This is a genomic window from Sinorhizobium mexicanum (assembly GCF_013488225.1).
GTDB lineage: Bacteria > Pseudomonadota > Alphaproteobacteria > Rhizobiales > Rhizobiaceae > Sinorhizobium > Sinorhizobium mexicanum.
Map to the genome: position 1 here is coordinate 330292 of NZ_CP041239.1, position 13051 is coordinate 343342.

The 13051-nt window shown below is 59.0% G+C and carries 9 protein-coding genes and 3 pseudogenes; 5 read left to right on the forward strand and 7 right to left on the reverse strand.

Translation table 11 applies throughout. From position 1 onward, the window contains the following. Positions 1–91: 91 nt before the first annotated feature. Complete coding sequence (locus FKV68_RS21670) at positions 92–1372, forward strand: lactonase family protein (protein ID WP_245182052.1); 1281 nt, start codon at positions 92–94, stop codon at positions 1370–1372. 532 nt (positions 1373–1904) lie between these two features. Continuing rightward, positions 1905–2423, forward strand: a complete 519-nt coding sequence (locus FKV68_RS21675) for an isoprenylcysteine carboxyl methyltransferase family protein (RefSeq protein WP_180941686.1) — start codon at positions 1905–1907, stop codon at positions 2421–2423. Between the two features lie 54 nt (positions 2424–2477). Here FKV68_RS21675 and FKV68_RS33265 read toward each other — a convergent pair. The 7 genes and pseudogenes from FKV68_RS33265 to FKV68_RS21705 all read right to left on the reverse strand — a co-directional run. After that, positions 2478–2638 (reverse strand): annotated as a pseudogene (locus tag FKV68_RS33265) (IS481 family transposase); the annotation flags it as partial. A 383-nt stretch (positions 2639–3021) separates the two neighbouring features. Then, on the reverse strand, positions 3022–4830 hold the full coding sequence (gene nhaA, locus FKV68_RS21680; RefSeq protein ID WP_246452646.1) for a Na+/H+ antiporter NhaA: 1809 nt from the start codon (positions 4828–4830) through the stop codon (positions 3022–3024). Between the two features lie 299 nt (positions 4831–5129). After that, positions 5130–5507, reverse strand: a complete 378-nt coding sequence (locus tag FKV68_RS21685; protein WP_180941688.1) for a c-type cytochrome — start codon at positions 5505–5507, stop codon at positions 5130–5132. A 27-nt stretch (positions 5508–5534) separates the two neighbouring features. Beyond that, positions 5535–7295, reverse strand: coding sequence for a GMC family oxidoreductase (locus FKV68_RS21690; protein ID WP_180941689.1), 1761 nt, complete (start codon positions 7293–7295; stop codon positions 5535–5537). A gap of 13 nt (positions 7296–7308) precedes the next feature. After that, on the reverse strand, positions 7309–8076 hold the full coding sequence (locus tag FKV68_RS21695; RefSeq protein ID WP_209647421.1) for a gluconate 2-dehydrogenase subunit 3 family protein: 768 nt from the start codon (positions 8074–8076) through the stop codon (positions 7309–7311). A gap of 108 nt (positions 8077–8184) precedes the next feature. Continuing rightward, positions 8185–8307 (reverse strand): annotated as a pseudogene (locus FKV68_RS21700) (NADP-dependent oxidoreductase); the annotation flags it as partial. Between the two features lie 222 nt (positions 8308–8529). After that, positions 8530–9214 (reverse strand): annotated as a pseudogene (locus tag FKV68_RS21705) (metal-dependent hydrolase); the annotation flags it as partial. A 270-nt stretch (positions 9215–9484) separates the two neighbouring features. On the opposite strand from FKV68_RS21705, the gene FKV68_RS21710 reads away from it, so the two are divergent. The 3 genes from FKV68_RS21710 (at position 9485) to FKV68_RS21720 (ending at position 12970) form a co-directional block, all read left to right on the forward strand. Further along, positions 9485–10093 (forward strand): sensor histidine kinase, encoded by a 609-nt coding sequence (locus FKV68_RS21710; protein ID WP_180941690.1) that lies wholly within the window; start codon positions 9485–9487, stop codon positions 10091–10093. 179 nt (positions 10094–10272) lie between these two features. After that, positions 10273–12174: a PAS domain-containing sensor histidine kinase gene (locus FKV68_RS21715; protein WP_180941691.1), complete on the forward strand. Its 1902-nt coding sequence runs from the start codon at positions 10273–10275 to the stop codon at positions 12172–12174. A 163-nt stretch (positions 12175–12337) separates the two neighbouring features. Continuing rightward, positions 12338–12970, forward strand: coding sequence for a response regulator transcription factor (locus FKV68_RS21720; RefSeq protein WP_245182051.1), 633 nt, complete (start codon positions 12338–12340; stop codon positions 12968–12970). Positions 12971–13051: the final 81 nt, after the last annotated feature.

Below are 13051 nucleotides of genomic sequence, written 5' to 3' on the forward strand. Positions count from 1 at the left end.
ACACGATGCCTCGGATTGGATCTACGTCCGGGGAAATTCCACTTGAAGCAATAGGCCGTGCCCGCAAGCGGCACCAACATAGGAGAATGACATGGGTCGTCCACGATCGTTGAATCTCATCTCTATCGCGCTCGTGCTGCTTCTCTTCGGGACTCTCCGAGTAGACGCACTAGCTTCGGACCTCGTAGGTCATGTCTACATGCAGACCAATGAGACCCAGAACCGCATCATGCACTTCGGTCGCAATGAGGATGGGGAACTCGAGCTACGCGAGAGTATCCCTACTGGGGGCGCTGGCTCGGGCGTCTTCAAGCCGATTAGCGGTCAGGAGAGCGCGCCCAACGCATTCGAGGGCGCTGGTAGTGTGATCCTAGCCGAATCCAACACCCTGCTGTTCACGACGAACGGCGGCGACAACAGCGTGACGAGCTTCCGAGTGAGTCCGGACGGCAATCTGACTATGATCGATCGGCAATCGACTGGCGAGCCCGTAACCGGGCGTTCCGGAACGGCCAAGTCACTCGTCTATCGCCCGCAAAGCCGAACACTATATGTACTCCATGCCTTTGGCCCCAACCACCTCCGCTCCTACACAGTCGCTAAGGACGGAAAGTTGAAGCTGCGCCCGGAGCGTCATTCGGTGAACACCGCGAAGAAGACCGATCGGGTGTCGACACAAGCGGTTTTGTCGCCCGATGGCCGCTTCCTGCTGGTCGACATCCTCTTCGACGCTCGTCCAGCCACCAAACCGGACGGGTCGCCAAATCTGGTCGTGGCGAACGCCTCTGACCCGGACGGGCTCGTGATATTCCCGGTGCGCGACGACGGCACGCTCGAGGAGGCTTCATTTGCCGATGCCGGCGGCGCGGGGCCATTCTACATCGCTTTCCTCAACCGGAGTCGTGATACCTTCCTGAACGGTGTCGCGGTAGGCGACGGCGTACTAGTGAGCCACATTGATGATGAGGGTCACGTGACCAATGGCCCGTTGACCCCGATCGACACCTCGCTCGCGAAGCCGTCTGAGCTCTGCTGGCTACAGGTGACCTCTGACAACTCGCTCGTGCTCGCGACCAATTTCGGCTACGGAACGGTCTCGACCTACCGGCTCGTAGAAGGCCGATTGAGCCTTCTCCAGGACCCGGCCAACAAGGCGATACCGGGCGACGGTACCTTCCGCGCCGTGAACGGGCTCGTTAGCAGCGGACCCAGCGACAGCTGGCTGACTCCCGACGACCAGTACTTTTACCAGATCTTTGGAAATGCTTCGGTCCTCGTCAGCTACCGCCTCGACAAGACGAGCGGTCGACTGACCGAGATTGGTCGAAACCCGATTCCCTACAATAGCCCCCAAGGTCTTGCGGGATTCTAGGCGTCTACCGGCGGAGCGCGATCGACCAGGCAAGATCCAGCTTTTTCCGCTGTGATCAGGTCGGGCGGGCGCGCTCCCGTCACCATCGTCGCCTTGCCGCGCAAATCAGTCAATCGCGAGGATAATGGTGCGGCTTGACGCATATGATCAGAGGCTGGCCTCGCCTGCCTTCATCGTCGTCCGTTCCTTTCCCAGCCAGGAAATTGCGCCGGAAAACTCTAACCAAACTGGTCCAGTTTGAAGGGTCCAGATCAATTCCCAGGCGCTATGAAACCCATAAATGCCTGCCATTGGAAAACGTCGTCCCGCGCTGCGACAACCGAGTACCTTTGGTGAACCGGTAGCGTTCGTTGACCATTTCAGTCATCCCTATTAACCACTCCGCTCGCGGCGCGATTTCATGAGGATCATGCTCCAAGTGAGACGTCGCCGGCAAAACTCGAAACTGAAATAACGGCGATAGTTTGCAGCGCGCCCGGTAGACGCGAGGTCCATCTAAGGTAATGGTTACTTACACGCTATGGGAAATAGAATGATCGGACTATATATATTCATCATCGCGGCAATTTCATTTCGTCTCTTCATGTTGATGATTTCAATTCGTCATGAAAGGCGACTGCGCGCAAAAGGGGCCGCAGAGTTTGGTGTGGGAAACTCACGCGCTCTCGCCCTCGCGCACATTGCCTTCTACGTCGCAGCGTCCACCGAGGGGATCTTTAGTTTCTCGTCCTTTGGCGCTCTGAATCTGGTTGGGTTAGGAATCTATTTGTTCGGCGCCGGGATGCTACTCTTTGTCGTGCGACTGCTCGGACCGCTCTGGACAGTGAAACTGTTCATCGCCGGCGACCATGTGTTGGTCAAGCACCCCCTTTTCCGCTACACCCGTCACCCCAACTACTACCTGAACATAGTGCCCGAATTGATCGGCTATGCTCTAGCTTTGCACGCGCCGATCACCCTGATTGTAGGACTGCCGCTCTATGCGATTCCGCTTGGGATCCGCATCCGTCAGGAAGAAAGGGTTATGCGAGACCGTTTCGCTACATACTGATGGTTTGAGGAGAGAGGCATGGCGCGAAGTCCAGCATTTGCAGATGATCTCTTAAGGGGTTGGCCCCTTCAGTGACTTCAGCCGCCGAGCGTGGCGTCACGGAAGTCGGCATGGTGCGCTTCAAGCTGATCGTCGCGATCGTAATGACAGCGTTGGACGGCCGCTTCCTTGACCGTGCAGTTCATGCGCTCGACTTGGCAACTTGTCCAGGGATGCTACATCTCTTGGGTCTAGACCACCGGCGGCCGCGATCGGATCTGCTCGCTTCCGATGACCGACGGGCTAGCGGCTTAACTTGAAAAACAGGGTGACAAAGTCGAGCTGGAATAGCGTGATCGCGGGGATGGAGTGAGGCAGGAGGAGACCGATTCAATCCGCGCTTTCCTTTCGCGTCGCGAATAGCCGCGCAGGCGCGAAGCCGGTCCCAGGGCCCCACCGGTAACGATCGCGACTTTGCCGCCAAACGAATTCATGGTTTCTCCTGTAGTTGGGCGTTTGCAATGTGGTTCGGTTATCTCGCCGCTGGGAGGCGCTCAGCGAAGGCGCTTATTTTTAAATTCAACAAGGTACGATCAGTGCTCCGGCCCTGCTTCCGCGTTTAGGCGTCAGTCGGCGATTTTGCGTTCCACAGGATGATCGTGCCGATAGTACCGGCACAGAGAGAGGCCGCAAGGATAGCGATTTTGGCGACCGCAAAATCACCAGCGGATGGAAAAGCCTGGCCAGCGATGAAGAGCGACATGGTGAAGCCGATGCCAGCGAGCGCCCCGGCACCCGCGAGCTGACGCCAACTATAGGCTTCTGGTTTATCGGCTATACCGGTCCGCACGGCGACCATGGAGGCAACGATGAGGCCGAGCGGTTTGCCCAACACCAGCCCCGCCATAATCGCCAGGACAAGGGGACCGCGGCCAGCAAGGACGTCTCCGGAAAGGACAACGCCCGCGTTCGCCAGCGCGAATATGGGCAACACAAAATAGCTTGATCGTGCCCCGGCGCGCCGCAAAAGGCGGTCTGCCGGGGATTCCAGGCGGTCGTGTATGAAATCAAGGGCGTTGAGTGCCGGTAGGGAAGGTCCGTGACGGAGAACCTCGCCGCCATGCTTTGCCTCTTCCAGCAGAATGGCATCGGCCTGCATCATCAGGGTGTGCAGATTAGGCGGTGGGCGCGTCGGGATAAACAACGCCAGGAGCACCCCGGCAAGTGTCGCGTGCAGACCTCCAGCATGGATGCAGGCCCAGAGCACGACACCGATCAGGATGTAGGGCAGGACCAGGTAGACGTGTGAGCGATTGAGAAACGCCAGCACTACCAGTGTGCCTGCCGCGGCAGCAAGATAGCCGATGTGGAGATCGGCGGCATAGAACACCGCAACTACCAGGATCGCACCGATGTCATCCACGATGGCGGCGGCCGTCAGGAAAACCCGCAATTCCAGTGGTACCCGTCGCCCCATCATCACGATGAGCGCGACCGCGAAGGCCGTATCGGTCGCCATCGGGACGCCCCAGCCACGTGCCAGGGGACCAGCTGGACTTAGCAGCAGATACATAAGTGCCGGAACAATCATGCCACCGACAGCGGCCGCAATTGGGAGTGCTGCCGAGCGACTGTTTGCGAGGTGTCCTACGGTGAACTCGCGCTTGATCTCGAGACCGACGACAAGAAAAAAAATCGTCAGCAGCCCGTCATTGACCCAATGCCGCAGCGACATTCCGAAGTGCCAGGCGTCGACCACAAAACCGAGCTCCCGGTGCCAGAATTCCGCGAAGGCATCCCCGACCGGTGAGTTCGACAGTACGAGTGCCAGTACGGTCGCAACGAGCAGAAGCACACCCGCCGACGGTCCCCAGCTTGCGAAATCGAGCGCCGTTGCCCTGACGCGGTGGCCGAGCGTACCGAGCATCGCGTCACTGAGCGTGGCCTCGTCCCATGGCCCGTCGTACCGCCGGCCGTTAATGAAGAACGTCGGCGTCAACGTCACGCCATTGGCGCGGGCTGTGCGTTCATCCTCATCAACGCGCGCCCGCGCGCGCTCGGAAACCTCTGGGGCGTCGAGATAAAGTTCGGCCTTGACCGCGGCAAGATCGTCCTCAGTCAAGGTAGGCGACCGCGCCATCAGTTCCACGTGAACTTTCCAAAACTGCTCGCGCGTCGCGCACTCCGCCATTTCGGCCGCGCGGCGGGCCAGGTCGTTGTTTGCAAGTGGACGGTGTCGAAACACGTACCGCATGCGGTCGCCCAACCGATCGCGCAGCGAGGCGATGGTCTCGCTGGCCGCGCGGCAATGGGGACACGCGTAGCTCCCATATTCGACCAGGGTGATCGGAGCGTCGGAGGCACCAAGGATATGGTCGCGTGTCTCGTCTACCGGTGGATCAAGACGGCGGGAAGGGATGAGCAACAAGAAAGATCTCCGGTTTCCCGCTCGCGCCAACGGACAAAAAGCGAGTGGCTGCAAAGTGTCGTGACTTGGTTCGGCGTGGATAGTCATAGAATGTGGAACCGACCAAAGTCACTTTAAGTGCCTTCCGGATGCGCCAAAGAGGCGAGTCATTGCGATCTTGCAGACACCTTTCGGCAAGAATGCCGCCCAAAAACGATGGCGAACCAACTTTCTTTCCGATCACTTCCATCGACGACGGCGAGTATGGCGTGTAGTCGTCGATGGAGATCCGGCGCCTGAACATTGCCAGTGGCGTGCCGCTATTTAAATGTTGCAAGGTAGCCGATAAGGTCCGCCCGATCTGTCGTGTCCTTCAGTCCCGCGTAAGGCATTCTGGTACCGGGGACTGCCTTTTGCGGCGATTCCAAAAATGCATCGAGCGTTTTCTCGTCCCAGACGATGCCGGAATTCTTCATGGCGCTACTGTATCGAAAGCCGGTCGCAGCACCCGCCTTTTTGCCGATGATTCCTCCCAAGCCCGGTCCGACACGATTGGTGTCGTCCGTCGTATGGCAGGCGGCACAGGCCTTGAAAACGCTCTCCCCGCGTCCGGCATCCTGTGCGTAGCCGGGGCTGACGATTGAAGCCACGAGTGTGAGGACTGCAATGAACGGGCCGATTCGTCCTGAAAACTTCATTTTTGAACTCCTTCTTAGTAAGCGGGATTAGAGGTGCCGCGGCCGCGCGACATAATCGTTGAGGTCGTCGCCCAGTCTCAGCGCGAGCGCCCCTAGCGGTCCTGTCGGGTTGTAGCCAGCGTTGAACGGGTAGACGGAAGCACCAACCACGAAGAGGTTCTCCGCGTCCCAGTGCTGCAGATGGGGAGACACCACACTGGTGGCGGGGTCGGATCCCATGATCGTGCCGCCCGTGACGTGGGTAGTCTGGTAGACGCGGGAATCGTAGGGTCCCTTCCGAGGCGCCGCCGGCGGCGCGATGTCGGCGCCCGTCGCCCTGGCGATCTCATCGATTTTTTGCGAGAGATACTCGGACATTTTGCGCTCGTTCTCACGGACGTCGAGCGTCATGCGCAGGAGCGGCTGCCCGTATGCGTCAACGTAAGTCGGATCGAGATCGACGTAGTTCTCGCGATGCGGATACCAACTGCCATGGGCGGTAATGCTGAAATTATGCGCATACCAATCGGCGTTGGCCTTTTTCCACGTCGACCCCCATTTCGGCATCCCCGGCGGTACGGCTCGGCTCGTAATCGGCCGTCCATTCGTCACGTTGGCGTAGATGTAGGCGCCGCCGAGGAAGCCGAGGTTGGTGTGGTCGAAATTGTCGCCGTTGAACTCGTCGATCACTGTCTGTGAGGCGCCGGAAGCGAGGAACGGGTTGATCCAGCGGTTCTTGAAGAAGACGCGCGTGCCGGACATCGTCTGATGGCAGAAATTCTTGCCGACTACCCCGCGACCAGTCTTCGGATTGTAAGGTGTCCCGATTCCCGCCATCAGCAGGAACCTGGTGTTGTTCATCGTGAAGGAGGAAAGCACGACGATGTCGGCCGGCTGTTCGTACTCCCGGCCGGTGACGCGATCGATGTAGCGTACACCCGTCACGCGTTTGACTTGGCCATCATAGAGAATGTCGAGGACATGGGTTTGCAATCGCAGTTCGAAGCTCTTGCGTTTGCGCAGCATCGGATAGAGCAGGAGTTCAGGACTCGCCTTGGCGTTGGCTTCGCAGATGAAGCGCTCGCAGTGGCCACAGAACTGGCATTGACCGAGCTGCATGCCGTCGGGGTTGGTATAGGGCTCGGGCGAATTCGCCGCCGGCATAGGAAACGGTTTGTAACCGAGCTTATTGGCCGCTTCGCTGAAGATCACGCCTGCCTCTGTGATAGGCAGAGGCTTTTGCGGGTATTCGTTCTGCCGTGGTCCCTCGAAGGGATTTCCGCCCTCCTGCAGTTTGCCGCGCAGATTCCCCGCCTTGCCGGCGATGCCGAACAGCTTCTCGAACTGGTCGTGATAGGGCTCCATCTCGGCATAGGTGACACCCCAATCCTGGATTGCCATCTCCGCTGGAATGGCCTTCTTTCCATAGCGGTTCTCAAGATGAGTGCGCAGGATTGGATCGTATTCGGCCCAACGCCAGGTTTGGCCGTTCCAGTGATTGGCCGCGCCGCCCATCCCTTCGCCCGGTTTGAAGGCTTCGAGACGCCGTATCGGTAGCGCCGTACCGCGTGCGTCATGGCGGAGCGTGTACGTCTGCACCGACCAATCCTGAAAGAGCTCGCCATGGACGTCCCAGCGAAGCTCATCGCGTTGCGAGGGCAGGCTCGTTGCCGCGCTGTGGGTGCGGTCGTATCCGCGCTCGAGCACGACAACATCGACCCCCTTGGCCGTCAGTTGCCTGGCCGCCAGCGCGGCGGTGAATCCGCCGCCAACGAACACGACGGTTCGGCGTTTCAAGCGTGTAGCCATGATATCTTCCCCCTCAGCTGAAATCGGCGATGGATTTCGGATCAGCTGCACCGGGGAAGGGCTTGCCACGGAAATCGATCATATCCTGCGCGTGAACTGCAGGGAGGCCTGGATAGCCGATCGCCTTCCAGAACACCTTACCCACATTGCCGCCGTAAACAGGATCGGCGAAACAGGCTTGCGCAAATAATGGGTAGACGAGTTCGTTGAACCATGAGGCGAGTGGCACTCGCTCGTCCGCCACCTTGCCATCGGAAATTTCCTTGAGAAAATGGTCGGCGCCGCTCTCGTCCAATTCGTTGAAGCGCTTGTCATATCGTTGGCGGCAGGCCTCGTCCGCCGCGGCGAGACCCGCCTTGAAGAACTGTTCGGGTGTGAGCGGCAATTGATAGCCGAGTTCAGGCTCGCCCTCTTGCCAGGGGCCGCGCATGTAAAGCCGCGCACCCTTACCGAATCCGCCGGCGAGCTGCCGATCGATGAAGACCGCAAGACCGCAATCGACGCCACCCGGCGTCAGCTCGTCGGCCGGACACATGACGTCGACCATTGCCTCGACAAACCCAGCTTCTTCCGGCCCTAAAGACAAATAGCCGGGTTCCGGTCGCGGCAGGTGGCTTTCATCAGAGCCAACGTTGTCATTGGCGGTCTGGGCGGATGCAGGTTGGGTTGCGAGGAAGGCCACCGGCGCCATCGAAGCAGCGCCGGTGGTTGCGAGGATAGCCCCACCGAGAAAACCGCGCCGGCTCGAATGGATGAGCTTGTCCATCTGATCATTGGTCATTGGCGTTGCAGTCCTGCTTTTTAGATCACAGCACAATCGCGTGATTTAAGTAGGTTTTGACATTGACGCGGTTCTGGATTTCCTGAACCGCTCGCCGTCCCCGACCCCTCACGTACGAACGCGGATGATCGTCTTCCAGTTGATCCGCTCGGTCGGGTTGACGGCGACGACGACGTTGTCGAGGGTCGAGACGTTGTCGATGACCGTCCGCAGCCGTCCGTCCCGCACCCGCACTTAGGCACGATGCGAATGTTAACCGTCCTAGGTTGCCCTCAGCGCTAATCGATGAGATCTGCAACAAGGGTACTCAGTTGTCGCAGCGCGGAACGAAGTTTTCCAATAGGATGTATTTATAGGTTTCATAGCGCTCGGGAATACGGCTGCGGCGGTCCACTGCCCCGTAGATACCAAGATCGCGCAACTCGCCGCGATCATCAGTTCCCGCTCGAAAGCCTTGCCGATCTCCGGCACAAGTGCCGTCGTTCCGGAGTCTTCCAAGCCCGCGACAACCTTGTCGGCCGTCTGTTCGATGATCGGACGAACGGTAATGACAGGGGATCGCCATTTCGAAGTTGAAGGATCGCCGGCGGGCGAGTGCAGCCACTGCGCCGCCCATGGTCAAGCGATCGCCGATCGGCACAATGCCGATGGCGCGCCTATGTAGCTCTTCGATCAGCGCGATGTCGCCAAAGATGTCGCTGTCGCCCATGTGACAGAGCGTCTTGTCGTTGGGGAAAACAGAGGACGAGGCCGGTCGGATTGCCGGGATAGGCATTCTGCCCGCCTTCCATACTGAATGACGAGGAATGCAAGCCATTGACGAAACTGGTGGTGGAACCGCCGCAGTCCACTATGCCGCCGTGAAATCCGGGATTGACGTTAATACGATTGGCGCCCTTGCCCAAATAGTTGCAGATCTCGAAATTGGCTACCAGCATGGCGTCAGTCTTTTTCAAGATGGCGAGCGCGTCGCCGACGTGATCGTTGTGGCCATGCGTGACCAGCACATGCGTGACACCCCTGGCGGATTCCTCCCACCCTTGTTCCAGGGCGGGTTATCGGACAGAAACGGATCGATCAGGATCTTGGCCGCGCCCAACTCGATGCCATAGGAAGCCCTCTTCTCGATAGACCCCACCGTAACAAGCTCCGATCCTGAACCGGCAATGTTGCGAAACAGAAGCTGCAATATTGCAGGAACGAGCTATGTCGCTGCGTCCGGCACCGGTGATGTTATCGGACGAGCTCTGCGAGGCCTTCTTTGGGTGATCGAGGTAAGACCAGCGTATAATTCCACTGCGAGCGCGATTTCATCAACATTGCTCCCGTCCAAACAGGGAGACTCGCATGACGGGTTATTTTGATCCGCAGGTCCGCGGACGCGACAACGGTTGTAAAGGTTGCGGCGATGAGCCACCAAGAGGTTGACCACCGCGTAGCAAACAGCCTCCAACTCATCTCCTCCCTCCTCTCGATACAGGCAAGGGAGGCCTCCGATCAATCGGTCCGCGATGCCCTGCTGATTGCAGTGCGCCGTATCAATGCAGTGGCTGCCGTCCATCAGCAGTTATACCGATCGAGTTCGGCGCATGCTATCGACATCGCGTCATATCTCCTCGATCTAACCGCGAAGATCGAGCAAGTCTGCAGTGGCAGTGTGGGGCGCAAGCAGATCACCGCCCATATCCAATCGCTCGTAGTGCCGGCTGGCTTCGCGAGCATGCTGGGTATCCTGATCAACGAACTCGTCATAAACGCTTGCAAGCACGCCTACGCTCCTGACGAGCCGGGTGACATTGACGTCTACTTGTTCTTCCCGAACCAGTCCGAATTCCGGATGGAGGTCAGGGACTATTGTGGCGTCGCAGATGTCCACAAAGTCTCGATAACGTCAGGTCTAGGTATGCGTATCATCGACGCTATGTGCCACAAGCTGAACGCCGCCTACGCGCATGTCGCCGACGAGGAGGGCACCCGCTTTCTCATGCGGGGCACCGTCTTCCCCTCGGGCGTATGATGTATCCCGCCCAAACGATGATTCGACGCCGCCGACCCGCTGATGCGGGCAGCAGTGTGAGCGGCATATTTGCCGCCGCGCTTCTGCAAAATTGCAAATAGATGTGGCTACCGCTTGGAGCCTCGGCGGATTAATTTGTCTGCCTTCCGAAGAAGGTATCGGCATGACACGCTACACAAATGACAACTGAAGGAACGGCTTTAACGGGAAATAGCTCGCCAGCCCCTAGTTCCTTGGTCGACGATGGACTGCCGGCGCTGGTTTGGCGCGTCGACCCGGCGCTGGGGGGGCACAGCTTCAACCGTGCCTGGGAGATGCTCACAGGCCGCGGCGAAAGCGACTTACGCGGCGAGGGATGGCTGGAGGTCGTTCACCCGCAAGATCGCGGGGCGCTCGCTTTTCTGTGTAACCCCTTGCCTGATTGCGCTCCTTCGACATTCGACATTCGAATACAGGATCAGGATGGTCGACATCGCTGGTTTCTCGTCAACTGCGGAGCGTTAGTCGGGTTGTTACGCCGAGTTCTCGTAGCGCTGCCAATTGACGAACGAAAATCGGCCGAGTCGGCGCGCGAGCGTGAGCTGGCGGACGTTCGTGCAATGCTCGACAACGCACCGACCATGATGTGGCGTACCACGGCGTCGGGCGACATGGATTATGCCAACGAGCGCTACCTCAAGGCCTGGGGACAGACGCCAGATCTGATCAAGGGTTGGGGATGGAAGAATTCCGTCCACCCCGAAGACCGCGACGGGATGGTTAATTATTGGGCCGCTCACAGGTTTGGCGACAGTGACGGTATGTACGAATTCCGTGCGGGCACGAATGAAAGCGGATACCGGTGGTACGTTTCCGTCTGTACCGCGCGGCGCGATGAGGACGGAAAGGTCATCCAGTGGTATGGCGCCACCTTCGATATTGAAGGTCGCAAGCAGGCCGAGGAGCGGCTCCGGCGCAACGAGGCGTTCCTTCGTCAGGGGCAAATGATAAGCAAGACGGGAAGTGTCGGCTTGAACCTTGTCACGAACGAGCATTATTGGTCGGAGGAAACCTACCGTATCCTGGAGCTCGACCAATCGGTCACGCCGAGCTTCGAGACATTCCTGAAGCGCGTTCATCCCGACGATCTCGACCATGTTCGCACTGCGTTCGAACACATTACGACCAGTGAGAGTGGCATCGACCTCGAGCATCGTCTCGCCATGTCCGACGGACGGATCAAGCACCTGCGGCTCCGAGTCAACCCGGCGCAGCCTGGAAACGATCGGATGGATGCGATCGGCGTGATTGTGGACGTCACCGCCGCCAAGATCGCGGAAGAAGAAATGCAAAGGGCGCAGGAGGATCTCACCCGGGTAGCGCGGATCGCCACCGCGGCCGAACTGACTGCATCCGTGGCACACGAGATCAATCAGCCACTCTCCGGTATCCTAACCAACAGTGAAGCATGCCTGCGGTGGATCAACCGACCCGAACCTGATCTCGTCGAGGCGAGGGAGGCAATCGAACGGACAGTGGTCGGTGCGCGACGGGTCAGCGAGGTCGTCCGGCAGCTACGCGCGATCTTCGCTCGTAAAGACCCCGAACCGGTCCAATTCGATCTCAGTGATCTGATCAGGAGTACTCTTCCGTTGATGCGGTCGCATGTGAACCAGCAGAGGGGATCCGTCAGCCTTGATCTCGCACCGGATCTCCCTTTTGTCTTTGCCGATCCGATCCAAATCCAGCAAGTCATCATCAATCTTGTAATGAACGGGCTGCAGTCACCAGGCAAAGAAGGCGGCGAACGCCGGCTCGTCATCGAAACCTCCCACGATGCGGACGACATCGCGCTCAGCGTCAGCGACGACGGCTTGGGTATTGACGAGAACGACCTGCCGCACATCTTCGAGCCCTTCTTCACTACGAAGACCGAAGGCATGGGCATAGGGCTCTCGATCTGCCGATCAATCGTGGAATCGCGCGGCGGCAGGATCTTCGCGCGCAGCAATACGTCAGGGGGTGCAACTGTCGGGTTCACGCTGCCGATAGAAAGGTCGAAACGACCCGGGACCACTCCGAAAGGGATCGCCAAACCCTGATGCTTCGCGTCAGATGCCGCTATACGCTCGTATGATAGGATAGGTCGCTGCTTTAGATTAACCTCCAAGCAGCGTTGCTGGCGAGCCAGCGGGACACGGCCCCTGGAGATGGAGTTCGAAGCTGCAATTGATGTCTCATACGACCACACCGCCGCCAAGCGGCATGCCAGAGGCCATCGTCCTCATTGTTGACGACGAGGAACAAGTTCGCTCAGCGATCGGCGGTCTGGTTCGCTCCGCTGGCTATCGATCAGTACTATATGCCAGCGCGGTCGACCTTCTGGCCAAACCGATTCCGGAAGGCGTGCGCTGTCTGGTCGCGGACATCCGGCTCCCATTGGTCAGCGGCCTGGATCTTCAGAGCGAACTCGCCAAGAGGGGCGAGCGGATACCGATCCTGTTCATCACCGGCCACGGAGACATTCCGATGTCGGTTAGAGCGATCAAAGCGGGTGCCGTCGATTTTCTGCCGAAACCATTCCGCGACCAGGACATCCTGGACGCCATCGCCAAGGCATTGGCCGAAGACATGCGGCTGAAGGAGCTGGAAGAAGAGCTCATCTCGCTGCGCAGCCGCTTCGAATCACTCACGCCGCGCGAGCGTGAAGTCCTGCAACTCGCGTCGTTGGGCCTGCTGAACAAACAGATCGCAGCCGAGCTGGGCTTGAGTGAGATCACCGTTAAGGTCCATCGCGGTAGCGCAATGCGCAAGATGAACGCGCGGACGCTCGCCCACCTCGTTCGAATGATGGAAGCCCTCGAACGCGGCGCGCTGCAAGTGCAGACACCTGTATAGATCAAGCCGTCGTCGGCCCGGTCGCCATCTCCTCTAAGGTGCTTTGGCGGAGGATTTGTCATTGCCAACCGAGAGGATTTC

Bases quoted from the DNA above. Each gene is read 5' to 3' on its own strand.
- FKV68_RS21715 (WP_180941691.1), top strand. From the start codon at position 10,273: ATGACAACTGAAGGAACGGCTTTAACGGGAAATAGCTCGCCAGCCCCT.
- FKV68_RS21690 (WP_180941689.1), bottom strand. From the start codon at position 7,295: ATGGCTACACGCTTGAAACGCCGAACCGTCGTGTTCGTTGGCGGCGGA.
- FKV68_RS21695 (WP_209647421.1), bottom strand. From the start codon at position 8,076: ATGACCAATGATCAGATGGACAAGCTCATCCATTCGAGCCGGCGCGGT.
- FKV68_RS21710 (WP_180941690.1), top strand. From the start codon at position 9,485: ATGAGCCACCAAGAGGTTGACCACCGCGTAGCAAACAGCCTCCAACTC.
- FKV68_RS21670 (WP_245182052.1), top strand. From the start codon at position 92: ATGGGTCGTCCACGATCGTTGAATCTCATCTCTATCGCGCTCGTGCTG.
- FKV68_RS21685 (WP_180941688.1), bottom strand. From the start codon at position 5,507: ATGAAGTTTTCAGGACGAATCGGCCCGTTCATTGCAGTCCTCACACTC.
- FKV68_RS21675 (WP_180941686.1), top strand. From the start codon at position 1,905: ATGATCGGACTATATATATTCATCATCGCGGCAATTTCATTTCGTCTC.
- FKV68_RS21720 (WP_245182051.1), top strand. From the start codon at position 12,338: ATGCCAGAGGCCATCGTCCTCATTGTTGACGACGAGGAACAAGTTCGC.